This window comes from Acinetobacter sp. ACNIH2 (genome assembly GCF_002934965.1).
GTDB classification, from domain to species: domain Bacteria; phylum Pseudomonadota; class Gammaproteobacteria; order Pseudomonadales; family Moraxellaceae; genus Acinetobacter; species Acinetobacter tandoii.
The window spans coordinates 1,291,376-1,310,345 of record NZ_CP026412.1 but is presented as its reverse complement, the minus strand read 5'-3'; the positions used below and the strand labels follow the sequence as shown (position 1 = coordinate 1,310,345).

The 18,970-nt window shown below is 38.5% G+C and carries 15 protein-coding genes and 3 pseudogenes; 13 read left to right on the top strand and 5 right to left on the bottom strand.

Features of this window, described 5'->3' with window-relative positions; genetic code table 11:
• Positions 1-157: 157 nt before the first annotated feature.
• Positions 158-1,576 (bottom strand): phosphate--AMP phosphotransferase, encoded by a 1,419-nt coding sequence (locus C3F34_RS06170; RefSeq protein WP_104441258.1) that lies wholly within the window; start codon positions 1,574-1,576, stop codon positions 158-160.
• Positions 1,577-1,774: 198 nt separating this feature from the next.
• On the opposite strand from C3F34_RS06170, the pseudogene C3F34_RS06165 reads away from it, so the two are divergent.
• Positions 1,775-1,966, top strand: a pseudogene (locus C3F34_RS06165) (IS1595 family transposase); the annotation flags it as partial.
• 9 nt (positions 1,967-1,975) lie between these two features.
• On the opposite strand, the gene C3F34_RS06160 reads toward C3F34_RS06165, so the two are convergent.
• A complete protein-coding gene (locus C3F34_RS06160; RefSeq protein WP_126038012.1) occupies positions 1,976-2,515 on the bottom strand; it encodes an IS630 family transposase in 540 nt (179 codons plus the stop codon).
• Positions 2,511-2,987, bottom strand: coding sequence for a helix-turn-helix domain-containing protein (locus C3F34_RS06155; protein ID WP_004677047.1), 477 nt, complete (start codon positions 2,985-2,987; stop codon positions 2,511-2,513). Before C3F34_RS06155 ends, C3F34_RS06160 begins: the two co-directional genes overlap by 5 nt.
• Positions 2,988-3,034: 47 nt before the next feature.
• Between C3F34_RS06155 and C3F34_RS06150 the strand changes: the two are divergent.
• From C3F34_RS06150 to C3F34_RS20700, 12 genes and pseudogenes are all read left to right on the top strand, one after another.
• Positions 3,035-3,517, top strand: a pseudogene (locus tag C3F34_RS06150) (IS1595 family transposase); the annotation flags it as partial.
• A 204-nt stretch (positions 3,518-3,721) separates the two neighbouring features.
• Positions 3,722-4,417 carry a TetR/AcrR family transcriptional regulator gene (locus tag C3F34_RS06145; RefSeq protein WP_005137634.1) on the top strand — a complete coding sequence of 232 codons (696 nt, stop codon included), beginning with the start codon at positions 3,722-3,724 and terminating at the stop codon, positions 4,415-4,417.
• Positions 4,418-4,421: 4 nt separating this feature from the next.
• Entirely contained in the window at positions 4,422-5,819 is a 1,398-nt protein-coding gene (locus C3F34_RS06140; protein ID WP_005137632.1) for an efflux transporter outer membrane subunit, read from the top strand.
• An 18-nt stretch (positions 5,820-5,837) separates the two neighbouring features.
• A complete protein-coding gene (locus tag C3F34_RS06135) occupies positions 5,838-6,896 on the top strand; it encodes an HlyD family secretion protein (RefSeq protein ID WP_005137629.1) in 1,059 nt (352 codons plus the stop codon).
• The gene (rbbA, locus tag C3F34_RS06130) at positions 6,893-9,649 is read left to right on the top strand and encodes a ribosome-associated ATPase/putative transporter RbbA (protein WP_005137628.1); all 2,757 of its coding nucleotides are present in this window, start codon (positions 6,893-6,895) and stop codon (positions 9,647-9,649) included. The genes C3F34_RS06135 and rbbA overlap by 4 nt, the downstream gene beginning before the upstream one ends.
• Before the next feature lies 1 nt (position 9,650).
• The gene (locus C3F34_RS06125) at positions 9,651-10,775 is read left to right on the top strand and encodes an ABC transporter permease (RefSeq protein ID WP_005137627.1); all 1,125 of its coding nucleotides are present in this window, start codon (positions 9,651-9,653) and stop codon (positions 10,773-10,775) included.
• A gap of 141 nt (positions 10,776-10,916) precedes the next feature.
• Entirely contained in the window at positions 10,917-12,509 is a 1,593-nt protein-coding gene (locus tag C3F34_RS06120; protein WP_005137626.1) for a Na/Pi cotransporter family protein, read from the top strand.
• A 49-nt stretch (positions 12,510-12,558) separates the two neighbouring features.
• Positions 12,559-13,827 (top strand): MgtC/SapB family protein, encoded by a 1,269-nt coding sequence (locus C3F34_RS06115; RefSeq protein ID WP_104441257.1) that lies wholly within the window; start codon positions 12,559-12,561, stop codon positions 13,825-13,827.
• Between the two features lie 112 nt (positions 13,828-13,939).
• Positions 13,940-16,018 (top strand): annotated as a pseudogene (ppk1, locus tag C3F34_RS06110) (polyphosphate kinase 1).
• Positions 16,019-16,177: 159 nt separating this feature from the next.
• Positions 16,178-16,573, top strand: coding sequence for a transposase family protein (locus C3F34_RS06105; RefSeq protein ID WP_158654335.1), 396 nt, complete (start codon positions 16,178-16,180; stop codon positions 16,571-16,573).
• Entirely contained in the window at positions 16,506-16,787 is a 282-nt protein-coding gene (locus C3F34_RS20705) for a transposase (protein WP_252717864.1), read from the top strand. Before C3F34_RS06105 ends, C3F34_RS20705 begins: the two co-directional genes overlap by 68 nt.
• A 38-nt stretch (positions 16,788-16,825) precedes the next feature.
• Complete coding sequence (locus C3F34_RS20700) at positions 16,826-16,993, top strand: transposase (protein ID WP_252149998.1); 168 nt, start codon at positions 16,826-16,828, stop codon at positions 16,991-16,993.
• A gap of 637 nt (positions 16,994-17,630) precedes the next feature.
• Here the strand turns inward: C3F34_RS20700 and C3F34_RS06095 are convergent.
• Positions 17,631-18,377 carry an ATP-binding protein gene (locus C3F34_RS06095; protein ID WP_005137612.1) on the bottom strand — a complete coding sequence of 249 codons (747 nt, stop codon included), beginning with the start codon at positions 18,375-18,377 and terminating at the stop codon, positions 17,631-17,633.
• Positions 18,378-18,387: 10 nt separating this feature from the next.
• Complete coding sequence (locus tag C3F34_RS06090; RefSeq protein ID WP_104441255.1) at positions 18,388-18,936, bottom strand: DUF1376 domain-containing protein; 549 nt, start codon at positions 18,934-18,936, stop codon at positions 18,388-18,390.
• Positions 18,937-18,970: the final 34 nt, after the last annotated feature.

The following is an 18,970-nucleotide window of genomic DNA, read 5'->3' as shown; positions in this document are numbered from 1 at the left end:
TTTACCTAGAGGGCTATTATTTTGAGTTCATAGGGGGCAGCTCTAGTTATCCCAGTATGAGACAGCCTCATTTTGAAGCTGTTTCAAATGCTTTTGGACTCATTCTTTCGAGATGCTAATGGCACCTGATTTGATTATAAAATATCTTTATATAATCTTATAAGTTTTCTAAGTGACCTAAATTTTTATTTTGTACGCTATGAAGGATAGTTTGCAAAATTTCAATTCGTGCAGCATATTTACTATCATTGGCAATGATGTACCAAGGAGAAATATCTGTGCTCGTGTATTTGAACATATCTGATGCTGCTTGTAAGTAGGCATCCCACTTTTCTCTATTACGCCAATCATCTTCTGTTAATTTGAAGTTTTTTTGAGGTGTATTTTTTCGCATGTAAAAACGACGTAATTGTTCATCTTTTGAAATTGCTAGCCAAAATTTTATAACAATTGTATTCGTATCAGACAGTTGTTTTTCGTACTGATTTATTTCTTCATAAGCATTTTGCCATTCTATTGGGTTAATTAAATCTTCTACACGTTCTACAAGTACACGTCCATACCAGCTGCGATCAAAAATATTAAGTGCCCCATTCGTTGAATGCTTATTCCAAAAACGCCACAAATAAGGACGTAATCGTTCAAAATTTTCTGGTGCTGAAATACTATGAATATTATATTCGTGTAGCCCTAGAAATTTAATGATGCGCTTAATTGAACTGCCTTTACCTGCGGCATCCATACCTTCAAAAACTAATACAACGTTATGTGATGAATAACGTAGAACATCTGCGACTTTCCTTTCTAGTTGTTTAATGGTTTTTTTATACTCTATGTGGCTAATTTCACTTTTTTTTATTTGAGTTAAACTTGAAGGAATAGGTGCCGCCTGATATTTTAATTTATTCTTAATTTGTACAGGTGGTAGTTTTAGATGTTTAAGTATTAATTGAGAAAACTGTGTATTTCTTTCTATATTGTTTTCACTATTAATGATTACCCAATCGTGGGTGAATCTATTTCTTAAAGTCTTAATTTGATTGTATAAGGTTTTAGTTTTCCATTTTTTTTGTGGAAAATCATCCCATGTAAAACGTGGAACTCTTTGGATTTTATTAATAATATCAATATTTTTTGTGCAAATTTTTACTTTGCTCCATGAAACTTCAAACCAAACTTTAATAATATCTACATTATTATTTTTTAAGTAACTTTCAAATTCATATATACGCTTTAAGTGTTCGTTGAATGCATTATTTTGTATTTTTTCATCATTTAATATAGTTGACGCTAGTAAATCAGTATACCAATTTCCATAAAAAAACATAATTTGTCCATTTTTTGGAATGTCATTTATGTATGGTTGCCAAATTAATTTATTTTCTTTTACTCTATTTGGGATTTCAGCCTTAATTTTTAAATATCTAGGATCCATTAATTCACTTAGCTTTTTGATTGATTCATTTTTTCGCGTTAGTTCAATTCCGCCAATTATTACTAATATACTTTTTGATTTAGAATTCTTGAGTTTATATTGTTCTTGAATTAATTTAATGGAGAGGTCTTGATAATTCATTTTAAGTCTCGTTTAAAAAATTTTTAATAAAATAATTATAAATTCAGTTGTAGTCAATGTTATTGTTTTATGATTAAAGTTGTTTTGCAACAACTTTTTTTTGTGCCAGTAAAACAAAACCAACTAAAAAGATCGGTATTTTTTTAATTATTATTTTTAGGCTCTAGACTAGCAGACTAGTTATGTTGGTCTGTAATCATGATTAAAAACAGTAAATTAAGCCACTACAAGATTAAAAAAATCATTCAATGCTTTTGCATTGATATACCCGCTTCTAAAACTGCATTATTACTCAATTTAAATCGTAATACGATCAACTATTGGTACATGCTTTTTAGGGAAGCTATTTATGATCATCAAACAGATTTAAGAACTAAATTTGTAGGTTCTAAGTATCAACTAAAAAGTAAACATGTATTCATTACCAAAACCCTTTGAAATCTGCCCAACCCAACGCTCTATTTGATCTGCCTTCATCACCTTAAAATCCCGCCAGTTATACTTCATCTGCTTCCAAACCATCTCAATTCTATTCAGCTCAGGACTATACGCAGGTAGAAAATACAAAGTCGTTGAATACTCTTGTACAAGAAGCTTGCGCCAATCTACCATCTGTTTGCTGCGATGAATCGAGGCATTGTCAACAATCAACACCAAAGGAACTTGATAGCTGCGTTTCACCTGTGCTGCTACACCCATCAAATAGGCATAAAACCAGCGACTGTTAACGGACTCCTGTAGGCAACTGGTGATCAGATGACCCGTTGACAGCAGACAACCCATCACATTAACTCGCTTTAGTCTTACAGCATCAACCGCATGAACATCGCCTATCTTTGTCCATGCATAACGATTATCTGGCGTAGCCGAAAATCCTGTTTCGTCCACATAGCCCAATACAATTTCACCACGTGCCGCTTGCTCACGTAATGCTTCAATCTGCTGTTGCGCTTGTCCAAATGCGGTCGGGTCTCTTTTTTTTCAAGCTGTGGCGGGTGCGTTTGAAGACCATGCCTGAATCTCGCAAAAACTTGCGAAGAGTTTCAACAGACACGGATACACCGTGTTTTTCATGCAGTTTGACTCGGATTTGTTCTGCATTGAGTGGACTTGTGTTGACCCACTCTAAGATTTGAGCCTGATAGTTTGAGGTCAGTGTATTGGGACGGCCTGAGCGATGACCTTCTTGAATCGATTCAAACTGATGTAGCTCCCAATGTCGGCGTTGTAGCCTTATGGTTTCTGGGATACGCTCTTGTAACGCAGCAACTTCGGCAACAGTTTTACCTTCGGAAAGCCAGAGAATGGTTTGGGCACGTTGTCTTTCACGCCAATGTGCTGCATGCTTGGTCAGGAGAATTAGTTGTGCACGCTGTTCTAAGCTGAGTGGGACGGTAACAATCCGTGGCATGTGCAAACATCGGTTAACCAAAAATGTCTTTTCGCATGTTTAGTTGTTTTTGTCAACTTATTGAAGTGGATGAAAGCTATTTTGGCGCTAAACGACAACGTGGTTTTCATGGGAAGTTAAAACGTGGTCGTGGCACTTTAAAACAACCCGTATTTGGAATATTTGAACGGGATGGGCGTGTTTATACTGAAATCGTTCCTGACTGTAAAATGAAGACTTTACAAAAGGTTATCTTAGGTAAGGTGGCACTAGAAAGTGTCATTTATAGTGATGGATGGCGAGGCTATAATGGTCTAGTTGATGTTGGTTATTCAAAGCATTTCAGGGTAAATCACGGAGCAAATGAGTTTGCTAGAGGACAATGTCACATAAATGGAATAGAATCATTTTGGAGTTTCTGTAAACGAAGATTATCCAAGTTCAATGGTATCTCAAAAGATTATTTTGACTACCATCTGAAGGAGTCTGAATGGCGTTGGATGAGAGAACCTAATGAGTTAGCAACTGAGTTGTGGAACATCATTAGATAAAATTAAGTATAAATCTGCTAGTCTAGAGCCATTTTTATTAGTATGATTAATATAAGTTATTGTTATTTATTAATATTTATTAGTATTTAAAATATTAAAATATTAAAATATTAATTTTTGACCTTTTTTTATTTTAAGTTTATATTCTTTATAAGAAAGAGTTGTTGATAGCAATATTTTTATATGTCTTTGGAGGGGGCTGTTGTGAGTCTTGAGATTTCAACTGTTTTAGAACATAAAGAAAACTTGAATAATGCTTTTTTTAAGAAAAAGACACAGGTTAGAGCAATTGAATCTGATTTTAAGATGGTGAATCAGACTATTAAGCTTCTATCAGAAGGTGGCGTTAATGCAGTTACATTAGAGGCAGTAGGTGTGAATGCTGGATACAGTCGCGGTTTAGTTTCTAGGCGCTATGGTTCTAAGGATCAATTACTTGTTCGAGTTTTAAATTATTTGGAAAACTGGTTAAATGAGAAATCTAAAATTGCAACTAATAATAAATATGGTTTAGATGCTATTAATTCATTAATTTTAAGTATTTCAGATGATTTTTATTTGTATCGTGAAAAATATAGAGCATATTTTTGGTTGAGATTTTATGGTTTAGAACAAAATAAAATTTTAAATGAATGTCTGGTAAAATCTCGTAATATTCGTGAGGAAAACACTATTAAATGGCTTAAAGAAGCATTAGCTCTAGAGGAATTATCACGAAATGTAGATATTGAAATGGTACATGATTTTCTTAAAACATCATTGATGGGTTTAGTTCATAACTGGATGGTAGATCCTAATTTTAATATTGAAATTAGATTGAAGCAGTTAGTTTATATTCATTTGAAAAATATGTTTTCAAATTCTCATTTGTATCATTCTGTTAATTTTTGGGGTGAATAATATTATGCAATTTACCCAATTAAAATATAGTAGTTTTTTAATTATATTCAGTATTACTGGTTGTCAACAAATAGATCCTTATCAACAGCCTAAAATTTCTTTATCTCATAATTATCCGATTCAAACTCAGCACTCTTACCAAGCACTTTCTTGGATTGATTATGTCAAAGATCAACAACTTATTAATATTGTCGATCTGGCACTAGTGGCGAATCAGGATTTAAAGATTGCTTCATTACGTATGCATGAAGCACAAGCGGCTTATAACATTCAACGTGCTGAACTTTTTCCGAATATAGGTGGTACTGCGAGCATGGAACGCAGTCATGTGCCTGCCGACTTATCTTATGTCGGTAGAGAAGTGACATCCAGTCAGTATTCTGTGGGTCTTGGCATGAACCAATGGGAGCTGGATTTGTGGGGTCGTATCCGCAGCTTGAATGAAGCGGCTTTGCAGCAATTTCTTGCAGTTGAAAGCAATGTGCATGCAGCACGCAATAGTATTATGCAGCAGACTGTTCAAAGTTATTTAACGCTGTCTGAACTAGATAAACGTATCCATTTTGCTCAGCGTTCTGTACAGAATTATGAAAAATCAGTACGAATTTTTAAGCGCCGTTTTGAGGTGGGTGCAGGCTCTAAAGTGGAATACATGCAAGCAAAAACAATGCTCAGCAATGGTCAAGCTTTAGTGGCTGAATTACAGAAATCCCGTGCACTGACTGCAAACTATTTAGTGCAATTGGTGGGACAGCCGATTTCTTTGCCTAAAACAGATTTAGATCAAGTGACTTTTAAAACAAGTATGCTACAAACGGGTTTGCCTTCAGACTTATTGTTGAACCGTTTTGATATTCATGCTGCGGAAGCAATGCTTAAATCTAAGCATGCCAATATCTATGCGGCACGCGCAGCATTTTTTCCACGTATCGCACTGACGGGCAGTTTTGGAACAGCCAGTGCAGATTTAGACGATTTATTTAAATCTGGCAGCAGTGTTTGGTCGTTTGCTCCAAGTATCAGTGTGCCGATTTTTACTGCGGGTCGTCTAAAAAATAATTTGACCTTAGCAGAAGTGCGTAAAGAGATTGCTGTGGCAGAGTATGAAAAGACGGTACAGAACGCATTCCGTGAAGTCTCTGATGCACTGGTTCAACAGAAATATTTAGATCAACAATTACGGATTCAGAAACAAGGACTCAGTGCTTTCCAGGAAACTGCACGGCTGGCACAACTGCGTTATGACAACGGTGCTGTGGGATATTTAGACGTTTTGGATGCACAGCGCAATTTACTTAGTGCAGAACAGCAATGGATTGAAACGCAAAGTAGCTTAATGCAGTCCTATGTCAGTCTTTATTTTGCCTTGGGTGGTGACACCGCATTTGCAAAAAAAATTTAAAATATTGGGTAATTAAACATGAATTTTAAGAAAATAACCATTGCTGGGTTCATCGTTGTTTTAGGGTTGGTCGCTTATCTGATCTGGAAAAATATGAATAAGCCAGACACTGATGCCTTAGTCAGTGGCAATGGACGTATTGAAGCCACTGAAATTAACGTATCTAGTAAGCTATCTGGTCAGTTAGAAGAAATTTTGGTTAAAGAAGGTGACTTTGTCGAGCCTGGTCAAATCTTGGCGCGGGTTAAAATTTCTGCTTTAGAGGCCCAATTGCGTGAATTGGAAGCCCAGCAGCGTCAAGCACAGGATGCAATTGCCACTGCTGAAGCACAAGTGTCAATGCGCATTAGTGAAAAATCTGCTGCTGAGGCAATGGTACAGCAGCGTGAAACCGAATTGATGGCCGCTAAAAACCGTTTGGCGCGTACTGAGGTTTTAGCCAAAGAGGGAGCCTCATCAAAGCAGCAACTCGATGATGAACGTGCCTCTGCGCAGCAAGTAGCAGCGGTATTAAGCGCAGCTAAAGCACAAGTGCAAAGTGCGCAAGGTGCGATCGTGGCCTCTAAAAGTCAAGTTTCAGCGGCTCATTCTCAAGTTGACGCAATCAAAGCATCGATTGAACGTATTAAATTTGATATGGATGATGCGCAATTACGTGCTCCATTAAAAGCAAGAGTGCAGTTCCGTGTTGCACAGCCGGGTGAATTGGTGGCAGCAGGTGGACGTGTTTTAAATCTGATTGATCTGTCTGATGTGTATATGACCTTCTTTTTGCCGGAAACTGTCGCAGGGCATATCGCCATTGGTACAGAAGTTCGCATTGTGTTGGATGCCGCAAAAAATGTGGTGATTCCTGCCAAAGTGTCATTTGTTGCAGATACTGCACAGTTCACACCAAAATCGGTGGAAACTGAAAGCGAACGCCAAAAATTGATGTTCCGTGTTAAAGCGAAAATTGATCCGACTTTATTAAACAATAATATTGAACAAGTCAAAACAGGTTTGCCGGGTGTGGCATATATCAAAATTGATGATCAGGCAGTGTGGCCGACATTTTTAGAGAAAAAAGCTAAATGATGACACAACAATCTGAAAAAGGATCGTTTGTTGCAGAAATTGAAAATGTCAGCCTGAAATATGGAAAAACAGTCGCGCTTAATAAAGTGTCGTTAACGTTACCTGAAGGTTGCATGATTGGTTTGATCGGTCCAGATGGGGTAGGTAAATCTAGCTTATTGGCTTTGCTGTCAGGTGCTAAAATTGTGCAGCAGGGGAAAGTAACAGTCTTGGGTGGTGATATTGCAGATAAATATCATCGAATTCAGGTCTGCCCATATATTGCCTATATGCCGCAGGGTCTAGGAAAAAACCTCTATAAAACATTAACTGTTGAAGAAAATTTACAATTTGTGGCCCGGTTATTTGGACATGATGCCATCGAGCGCCGCAAACGAATTGATGAACTGACCAAGAGTACAGGTTTATACAATTTTTTAGATCGCCCAGCAGGAAAACTTTCTGGCGGGATGAAGCAGAAATTGAGTCTATGCTGCTCTTTAATTCATGATCCGGATTTTCTGATTTTAGATGAGCCTACAACAGGGGTTGACCCTTTGGCACGAGCGCAATTTTGGGAATTAATTAACCGTATTCGCAAAGTTCGTCCACATATGAGTGTAATTGTTGCTACTGCTTATATGGATGAGGCACAAGGTTTCGACTGGCTTGCAATGATGGATGATGGGGAAATTTTAAAAACTGGCACACCGCAGGAGCTGCTCAGTCAAACCCAAAGCATCAGCTTAGAAGATGCATTTATTAAATTGCTGCCAGAAGAAAAAAAAGCCGGTTATGAACCTGTCGTGATCCCGCCCTTGCCAGATTATGGTTCAGATACCTTTGCACTTGAAGCGAAAGATTTAACAGTAAAATTCGGAGATTTTACTGCTGTAGATCATGTTAATTTTCAAATTAAACGTGGTGAGATTTTTGGCTTTCTAGGTTCAAATGGCTGCGGTAAATCTACCACCATGAAAGTGCTGACGGGCCTCTTAGAAGCATCGGAAGGGCAGGCATGGCTGTTTGGTCAGCCCGTTGAAGGCAGCAATATTGAAACCCGGCGTCGTGTGGGCTATATGTCGCAGGCTTTTTCCCTGTATAGCGAACTGACTATTGTGCAGAATTTGGTATTGCATGCCAAATTATTTCATGTGCCACAAGAGCAAATTGAGCCGCGTGTACAACTGATGCTCGAGCGTTTTGATCTTGAGAATGTGAAAGAAAAACTGCCTGATGATTTGCCCTTGGGGGTTCGTCAGCGTTTATCACTCGCAGTGGCACTGGTGCATAATCCTGAAATTTTAATTCTGGATGAACCAACATCTGGGGTTGACCCGATTGCGCGTGATAATTTCTGGCGCTATTTAATCAATTTGTCGCGTAATGATGGGGTCACGATCTTTATTTCAACGCATTTTATGAATGAAGCCTTGCGCTGTGACCGAATGTCAATGATGCACGCTGGACGGGTGCTTGACAGTGCGTCACCAGCACAGCTGATTAAAAACCGCCATGCTGAAACACTTGAAGAAGCTTTTATCGGTTATTTGATTGATGCTGGTGCAGGCACTAAAGATCAGCCCAATGATTTGGCGGAAAGTATTGCTGAAACAAATGGCAGTAAAGAACTGAATGCCAAGCCAAAAAAATTCAGTTTGCGCCGGTTATTGAGTTTTGCCTGGCGTGAATCTTTGGAGTTGGCGCGTGATCCGATTCGCGCAACCATGGCTTTAATGGGGTCATTAATTTTACTGCTGGTCATGGGCTACGGCATCACCATGGATGTTGAAGACCTCAAATTCGCTGTGCTGGATCGTGACCAAACGAGCTTAAGTCAAAACTACAGCATGAGTATTGCAGGGTCGCGCTATTTTATCGAACAGCCATCGCTGCAAAGCTATGATGATATTGATCAGCGTATGCGTAGTGGGGATATTTCCTTGGCGATAGAAATTCCGCCAAATTTTGCTCGTGATGTTGCTCGTGGTGAACAGGTGCAAGTCGCTGCGTGGATTGATGGTGCGATGCCACAGCGTGCAGAAACTGTGCAAGGTTATGTGCAGGGGATTCACACGTATTGGCTGATGCAAAAAGCATTAGAACAAAGTGGTTATAAAACATCTAGCGCTGTGAGTGTTGAAACCCGCTACCGCTATAACCCAGATATTAAAAGTTTGCCAGCAATGTCGCCCGCAGTACTGCCTTTATTACTGCTGTTGATTCCTGCCATGCTGACTGCTTTATCTGTGGTGCGAGAAAAAGAATTAGGTTCGATTGTGAATTTGTATGTCACACCAGTGACGCGAACAGAATTTTTAATTGGTAAACAGATTCCGTATATTTTGTTGGCAATGCTGAACTATTTCCTTATGTGTTTGGTCATGGTTACTTTATTTGATGTACCTGTAAAAGGTAGCTTCTTTGCTCTGACCTTAACTTCTTTTTTGTTTGTAATTTTTGCCACAGGTATGGGCCTATTGGCATCTACTATTACCAAAAGCCAGATTGCTTCAATGTTTTTAGTCATGATTGGGACTTTGATACCAGTTATGCAGTTTGCTGGAATTATCAATCCTGTATCGTCTTTGGAAGGGTTTGGACGCTGGTTTGGGGAAATTTATCCGGCAACGCATATGGTCAATATCAGTCGTGGAATTTTTAATAAAGGTTTGGGCTTTGATGATTTGAAACAGGCCATTTGGATCATTGCCATGGCTGTTCCGGTAGTAATGTTTGCTGCTATTGCCTTGCTGAAGAAACAGGAGCAATAAGATGTTCACAAAATTACAGAATATCTATCAGCTCGGCTGTAAAGAGCTTTGGAGTCTCTGGCGTGATCCAATCATGCTAGTGTTAATTATTTACACTTTTACTGTATCAGTTTACACATCATCAACTGCTGTAAAAGAAACATTGAATATGGCGCCGATTGCGATTGTTGATGAGGATCATTCAACTTTGTCTGAACGGATTTCTTCAGCATTTTATCCTCCAAATTTTACCAGTAAAACGACAACGCTGAACACGATGGATGAGGGTATGGATGCAGGTGAGTTTACTTTTGCAGTAAATATTCCAGCCAATTTTCAGCAAGATGTGTTGTCTGGCGAAAGTGCGGAGATTCAAGTCAATGTTGATGCAACCCGTATGACTCAAGCTATGTCGGGTGCAGGCTATATTCAGCAGATAATTCAGTCTGAAGTGAATGAATATGTGCTGCGTAACCGTGAAGTCACTAATCTGCCTATAGATTTGGCGATACGCTCGCGTTTTAATCCAACACTTGAAAAGCAATGGTTTATGAGTGTCATGCAGATTATTAATAACGTGGCAATGCTTTCAATTATTCTGACTGGTGCAGCGCTGATTCGTGAACGTGAGCATGGCACCATTGAACATTTGATGGTAATGCCAGTAACGGTATTTGAAATCATGATGTCCAAAGTCTGGTCAATGAGTCTTGTGGTATTAATCGCTGCATTTGTTGGCTTAAAAGTCGTGGTTCAAGGTGTATTGCATGTACCGATTGACGGCAGTTTGCCGCTATTTTTCTTTGGCGCCTTACTCACACTGTTTGCAACTACTTCGATGGGTATTTATATGGCAACCGTTTCGAAATCCATGCCGCAGTTTGGCTTGCTAATGATGTTGGTACTAATTCCAATGCAAATGTTGTCAGGTGGGTTAACCCCACGTGAAAGCATGCCGGAAATAGTGCAGCAGGTCATGATGATTGCCCCAACTACACACTTCGTCTCTTTGGCTCAGGCCATTTTATACCGTAATGCAGGATTCGATGTGGTGTGGCCATCATTTGTATGGTTGTTAGGTATTGCGTCAGTGTTTTTTTATGTGTCTTGGAAGCGCTTTAAAGACACGATTCATACCATGGCGTAAAGGGTTTCCCTTTTGCAGGCAGATGACTCCCTGAATAGTCTGCCTGCTTTTTTTTTATTCTTTGATAATAATTCAATGGCGCAAGATTTAAATAAATGTCATTGAATAGCATAATTTTTTTGAAATTTATAGGGGAATGTAGTGCTTCAAATTCTCTCTGAACTATGCGGCGGTGTCGGTCTATTTTTAATTGGTATGACGTTACTGACTGATAGCCTTAAAGAAATTGCAGGTCAGACCTTGAAGGAGTTACTGACAAGGTTTACGGCAACGCCGTTTAAAGCCATGCTGTCAGGTTTGGGTATGACATTGCTGGTGCATTCATCTACAGCAACAATTGTCGCCGCCATTGGTTTTGTCGGAGCAGGGGTACTCAGTTTCACGCAAGCCATGAGTGTGGTGATTGGTGCTAATATCGGCACAACCAGTACTGGTTGGATTGTGGCATTTTTGGGCATGAAATTTTCCATTTCCATGTTGGCATTACCGATGATTGCTTTAGGCGCTCTGCTTAAACTCATCGCTAAAGGCCAAATGGCTTTATTGGGCCTTGTGATTGCAGGCTTTGGTCTGATTTTCTTTGGCATCGATGTTTTGCAAAAAGCCATGGCGGGGTTTGCTGCACACTCAGATTTATCCTTTTTTGGTTATGACAGCTTGTGGTCACAATTGTTATTGGTGCTGATCGGCATCATTATGGCAATGCTGCTGCAGTCCTCTAGTGCATCTATTACAGCGACTATGGCTGCCTTAGTCAGTGGTACGATTGACTTGCCGCAGGCGCTATATATGGTGATTGGGCAAAATATTGGAGCAGTCAGCATTACCGTGATTTCGGTGATTGGCGCTTCGATCAATGCCAAACGTACAGTTGCTGTGAACGTGATTTTTAATCTCGTGAGTGCGATTGCTGCATTTTTCCTGTTAGCACCGTTTTTTCTTTGGTTGATTAAACACAGTGCATTTTTCAGCAGCATTGATCAGGTGATTATGCTCGCGATGTTTCATACAGCATTCAGTGTGTTGGGGGCATGTATGTTTATGCCAAGTCTGAAATTTTTAGAACAGAAAATTATCCAATGGTTGCCAAGTAATAATCCTGCCATTTTAGACAGTCTGGATGATGCAAGTTTGCAAGTACCTGCCATTGCAGTACAGGCCGCGGAAAAGGCGGTATATTTCAGCATATTTGAGATTTTTAAAATTCTACAAATGGTTTTTCAGACCGGTACATTACCTAGACAGCAACAGTTGAATACGCTGAATGAGATTATTCAGCATATTGAGCAGTATTTAGAAAAAATAGCGATTCCTGAGCATCCTGCACTCAAACAAAAATTCTTATCATTACTGCGAGTAATGGTCTATGTACGTGTCTTACATAATGATTTAGAGCGTTTAGATAATGCGATATTGCTACGAACACAACCGGCAATTTTTCAGTTAGCACTAGATTATTGCAATATTTTAGAAAGTTACTTTTCAAATATAGAACAGTTAGCAGATCAGTCAGTCATTGAAAGTCTTAGAGCCGATTTAAATCACTTAAAAAAATGGACCAGTAGCCATCGTGCCGAAATGCGCGAAAAAGTCATGGAATATACCGAAGTAAATCAATTAAGCGCGTCCAAAGGGGTGGAATTATTAGCTGCACAGCGTTGGATGGATCGCTTAATTGCACATAGCTATCGTTTCTCAAATGTGATGTATGAGCGTCTTTTAGAGGAGTCTTGATGAATGTGGTTCATCGCATTTTTTATCCAGCTGTGCTGAGGCTAAGACATTGAATACTGTATTACTAGATTTGTCCTTTCAAGAATTATTGAGAGTCATGGTATCTGCATTAGGCTGCGGTTTATTAATCGGTTTAGAACGAGAAAAGCATAATCGTAAAGAAAGTGAACCCAGTTTTGCCGGACTGCGTTCATTTACCATTTGCGCCTTGCTTGGGGCAGTATGTTTTTTACTACATCTTGCAGTAGGTATCTTAGGTGCATTTTCAGTCACGACTTTTTGTGTTTATAGCCTGATTAAACAAAAACAGGATATTGGTGCGACCACTGAACTGGCATTTTTGATGACCTATTTGATTGGTGCATTATGTGTGTTTAATGTGCCGCTTGCTGCAGGGTTAGCGGTAGTGTTGTGTCTGATTTTAATTGGCAAGCAGTCATTGCATTATTTTGCTGGCAATTGGATTCAGCATTTTGAACTGCGTGACGGTTTGTTTTTACTGGCACTGATTTTAATTGCCTTGCCACTGATGCCGGATCAGGCAATGTGGGGCACAGTACTCAATCCATATGTGATTCTAAAACTGCTGATCATGATTTTAGGCGTACAGTCCTTGGCACATATTGCTAAACGTCTCTTGCCAAACAATAAAGCCTTGATGTTGTCATCTTTGGCATCCGGTTTTGTTTCTAGCACCGCAACTATTGCCAGTTTGGGCATGGAAGTCCGTTCAGGCAAAGCAGAAGCCAAATCTAATGCTGGTGCAGGCTTAATTTCCTGTATTGCGACCCTGTTACAGCTGCTGATTATTGTCGCAGGGATTAATTTTGCTTGGTTTAAGGTTTTATTGTTGCCTTGCAGTATTGGCATTGCAGTGCTTTTGATCATTGCCTTGATGTTAATTCATTCATCCAAAGCGACGATGGGTCAACAGGCTACACCACAAAATGATATTACGCATATGGACAGTCGTATGTTCAGCATTAAGGAAGCCTTGATCATTGTGGTAACACTGACAGTGATTCAAGCAGCGGTATATGGCTTGAATGTAGTGTTGGGTGATAGCGGTTTGATTATTGGGGCATTCTTCGCTTCTTTATTTGAAGTGCATGCCGCCATGGCAACGGTGGTGATGCAAGGAACACCACAGCAGATGACGTTGGTCTACGCTATGATGATTGGTTTGGCTGCACATGCATTTTCTAAAAGCATCAATGCATTTTTAACTGGTGGCGGGAAATATTTTCTATATTTTGCCCCCGCACAAATGCTGCATATGGCGATTTTAATGGCGGTACTTTGGATGGTTATTCAGTAAATTTAGGATTTATTTTCAATATTTTAGAATGATATTTAAGTTTTTGTTTTGTAATTCTATTTATTTTTAGCCAACTAAAAATGGCATTGCTTTTAAGAAATATGGGTAGTATATGAATTCCGTAGTTACACAAGCCTCTCCCCCGGTATATGGTCAAGTTGAGCGATATATTAATCGCGAGTTGTCAATTTTAGATTTTAATTTACGTGTCTTAGAACAAGCGGTCGATCCTTTAAATCCACTCTTAGAAAAATTGAATTTTTTATTAATTTTTTCTAGAAATTTAGATTAGTTTTTTGAAATTCGTGTTGCAACTATGTTGGAACATTTTGTTCAAGAGCGAGACATACAAACGGCTGATGGTTTATCCCCACAAGAAATTTTACATCAAATTTCGGAGACAGCACATGCTGCGATTGAACGCCAATATCAAATTTTAAATGAGCAAATTTTTCCGCAGTTAAGAGAAGAAGGCATCAGCTTTTTAAGACGTGGAGAGTTAACTCAAGCACAATCTAATTGGGTCAAAAAATATTTTCAGGAACAGGTTGTACCAGCCTTAACACCAATAAGTTTAGATCCTGCGCATCCCTTTCCACGCTTGGTCAACAAATCACTTAATTTCATTGTGACTTTGGATGGTAAGGATGCCTTTGGCCGTCAGATCGATTTGGCAGTGGTTCCTGCACCACGTTCATTGCCACGTGTGGTGCGTTTGCCAGATGAGTTGACCGAAGGCAAAGAGCATCATGTGATGCTCTCTTCAATTATTCATACTCATGTGTCTGATTTATTTCCGGGAATGACGGCAACGGGTTGCTATCAATTTAGAGTAACCCGAAATGCAGATTTAACGTTAACTGAAGATGTTGAAGACTTAGCGGAAGCCTTAAAAGACGAACTCAGTTCACGCCGTTTTGGTCGGGCAGTACGTTTGGAGGTCAATAAAAATTGTCCATTACATATTTATGAATACCTACTCAAAGAATTCGATTTACATGCACATCAATTGTATCGTGTCGATGGGCCAGTTAATTTAGCTCGATTAGTTTCGGATTTTAAACGCCCATCTTTACGTTATGAACCTCATACTCCTGCGATACCAAAAATACTTAAAAAATCTGCCAGTATTTTTAGTGCGATGCAGAAAGAAGATATTTTACTGCATCATCCTTTTGAGTCGTTCAAACCTGTAATTCGATTATTACGTGAGGCTGCGCAAGATCCGCATGTTTTAGCTATTAAACAGACCTTGTACCGAAGTGGAGCGGACTCGGAAATTGTACAAATTTTGGCTGAAGCAGCAAGAAATGGTAAAGAAGTCACTGCAGTAATCGAGTTACGTGCACGGTTTGATGAAGAGTCCAATATTGCTGTAGCTAATGTATTGCAAGAAGCCGGTGCTGTTGTGGTATATGGTATTGTGGGCTATAAAACACATGCCAAAATGATTTTGGTCGTGCGTCGAGAAAATCAAAAATTGGTGCGCTACGCACATTTAGGCACAGGGAATTATCATGCAGGGAATGCTAAAATTTATACAGACTATGGATTATTAACTACAAATCAAGACTTATGTGAAGATGTACATCGTATTTTTCAAGAATTGACGGGTATGGGGAAGATGGTTAAGTTAAAGAAACTTCTACATGCACCTTTTACTCTACATAGCCAGTTAATTGTATTTATTGATAATGAAATTACCCTTGCTAAACAAGGTAAACCTGCAAAAATTATCATTAAGGTTAATGCACTGACAGAAGTTCAATTAATAAATAAATTATATGAGGCTTCTCAAGCAGGTGTACAAGTAGAATTAATCATTCGTTCTATTTGTTGTTTACGTCCAGGCCTAATTGGCTTATCAGAAAATATTCGTGTTCGCTCAATTGTAGGGCGTTTTCTTGAGCATACTCGTGTCTATTATTTTTACAATAATGGTGATACACGTGTGTATTGTTCTAGTGCTGACTGGATGGAGCGTAATTTATTTAAACGTGTTGAAGTGTGCTTTCCTATTGAAAATACTGGACTCAAAAAAAGAATTTATCAGCAAGGGTTAGAAAATTATTTAATGGATAATCAGCAATCATGGTTATTGCAAAGTGATGGTAGTTGGTGCCGTAACATCTCGACAGAAGATCAAAAGCCTCATAATGCACAACAGACGTTATTAGGTGATATTATTTGATAAAAAAATCCGGTTTTAAATTGGTTAAATCGGATTTTATTAATTTAAGATGCGTAAAAATTTCAAGTTAATAGATCTCTTTCATAAATCAAAAAAGCGATCATCTTTTTGATTAATATTTGTACCCCGGATTTTTTAGCATTAATGCATAATCTGCTGATGAAACACATCGATTCGAAGAAGCTTTCTGAAACACAGTTTAGGCGATATACAGGCATCTCATGGTCAACCTTTTATGTAATGGTGGAACAATTACAGAAGCAGGTTCCTGCTAAAGGTAGACCATCCAAGCTAAGTCTCGAAGACCAGGTTCTTCTGTGTCTGAGCTATTGGGGCGAGTATCGAACTTTATTTCACGTTGCAACAAGCTATGGTGTTTCAGAGCCAACAGTTTCGCGAATTGTACGTCATGTGGAAGACTGCTTAATTCAGTCAAACCTGTTCAATTTACCGAAGAATTTACCTGCAGGTGAAGGTATAGACTGGAATGTTGTCATCGTGGATGCCACAGAAATTCCAATACAAAGACCTAAAAAAACAGAAGAAAAGCTATAGTGGCAAGAAAAAGACGCATACCTTTAAAGTACAGGCCATGATTCACTATAAAACTCAGCAAATTCTGAGTTTATGTAGCAGTCCCGGTGCAGTGCATGATTTCGAGTTGCTCAAACGCAATTTAAATCAAATTCCTGAAGGGACTTTTATCCTTGCAGATAAAGGCTATCAAGGAATTTATGCTGTTTTTACACTAAGAGCCTATTGCCGTTAAAAGCCAAACGGCACTGTAAGTTAGATCCTCAGCTTAAAATGTATAACCAAGAGATTAACAGAAGAAGAATCGGGATTGAGCACGTATTTGGTCGACTTAAGACCTTTAAAATTCTAGCTGACCGTTACCGAAATAGAGGTAAGAGACTCGGTCTGAGATTCAACTTAATCGCTGGAATTTACCATATGGAATTGAGTGAAAAATGACTTATGAAAGAGATCTAATTAAGTAATCTGAATCCTGCTTAAGGAGTTAAGACCATTCATCTTTGAGCTGATCGATCATTTTGATCATAAAAAGCTCTGCAATTTAATCTAATATCTGTAAAAGTTAATCCTAAAATAACGTTTATCTTTTTATTTTTGAAGAAAAATCCTTATCCGAGATTCAGGTTAAGTATGTTGAATTATTTTATCTAATTTATGGAAAGTCGGTATAAAATGATTAAAAAACTTATTAGTAATATAATTAGACTTAATGGAATTAAGAGTTTGTTCGCAGTAAATTTCATCTTTTTTCCTAGAAATTAATATTTTATATATTATAAGTATATTGCATTTTTATAAATATGGTAAACATTATATTAATTTTTAGTTGATTTAAAAAGTTGCTTTAAAGCAACTTTTTTTAAATATAATTATTTTTACAATGGATGATTTAATAGATTTTAGAGTGGCTTTGTTGCATAAATATGTAAGCATCTGATTTAAATAAATTTAATTTTGGATCAAAAAACAATCAAAACTTTTAAAATCATATAGTTATGAAATCGTTGTGCAACAAAGCCTTTTAGAGTGTAAAACCATATTGGATGGTTTTACACTTTTATTATGATTGCTTCTTTTAAGGAAGAAGCCTGTTGTCTTCCCAATAGCATGGTATCGTAATTAAATTATTCTCGTGTAAGCGTGACCATAATCGGACACCTAAATCCCGCTGTATATTCTGTAATGTGAAATTGGACATTAGCAGCGTGGACTTCATGTTGTCGTAACGGCTATATAAAACCTTATGTACCATCTCCAGACGTTTTTCATGCCGGTCATGCAGGCCATATTCATCAATCACCAATAAATCAAAACCGGAGAAATGCTCGATAACCTCCTTTTCAGAGCGTGAAGAATCTGACCAGGTGTCCATCATTTTTTGAGCAATTTCTGCACTGGTATAGTAGCGTGCAGATTTTGTACTGTTATGCAGAATGTTGCGAATAATTGATGCACTCAGATGGGTTTTACCTGTACCCGGTGTACCAATCATCAACATGTTCGGGTTGTGGTCAGAAATAATCTGCTGTGCAAAGGCCTGACATAGTTTGATGGCATTGTCTTGTGCAGGACAGGCAACTACATAATTCTTGAAGCCACGATCCAGGTAGCGTTTATTGAGCCCTGAGTTTTTGATTTTCTGTTGTAGCAATCGCTGTTGCAGCTCATCTGCATAGGCTGCATGTGAGTGATGGACGGTTTCTTTCGCACACAATTTACAGAGCCTGTGACCGGCAATTTCCATCAGGGGTATATGATGGATAGGGCAAAGTGTTTCTGTTGTTTCTACGCTCAACTGGAGCGTTTTAAGCATGGTATTCATGATCCTTCTCCTAAATCCATTTGGAATTTTCTAAAAAAACCTCATTTTTTTCTTCAAAATTTGAAGATGAAGATGAAGATGAAGATGAAGATGAAGATGAAGATGAAGGGCATGGTTCAAGCATGACTTGAGTAATACTCGGGCTCTTCTCAGGAGCTGCTTGAGCACTTACTTTTCGTTGCTTTGTTGATGCTTGAGCATTACTTGCGGATTTATTCCAGCGTGCTTGAGCTGCATTTTTAGCTTTATCAGATTTCATCTGTTGATTTTGCAGCGCTTGGTTTTTTAAACTGGTTAAAAAACTTGAAAGAATTTGTTCAGATTCGACTTCAAATAATTCCAATGCTGTCAGCGTATTCAACAAAGTTTTAGCCTTGGTATGCTGCGGTAATTTCGTGATGCTGCATACCGTTGCTAAATCATGAGGAATAGCTCCATTTTTCCAGAAATCCATCATTAACAGCAGTGCTGCACCGATTTGCTCTGCAGTCATTCGTGCAAATTTTGCCTGTAAGTCGCCAATATAGAGTGGCATCCAAATTGAAATATCTTTATGCATGGGTTTACCTTTTTATGGGTATAGAGGGGCTAAG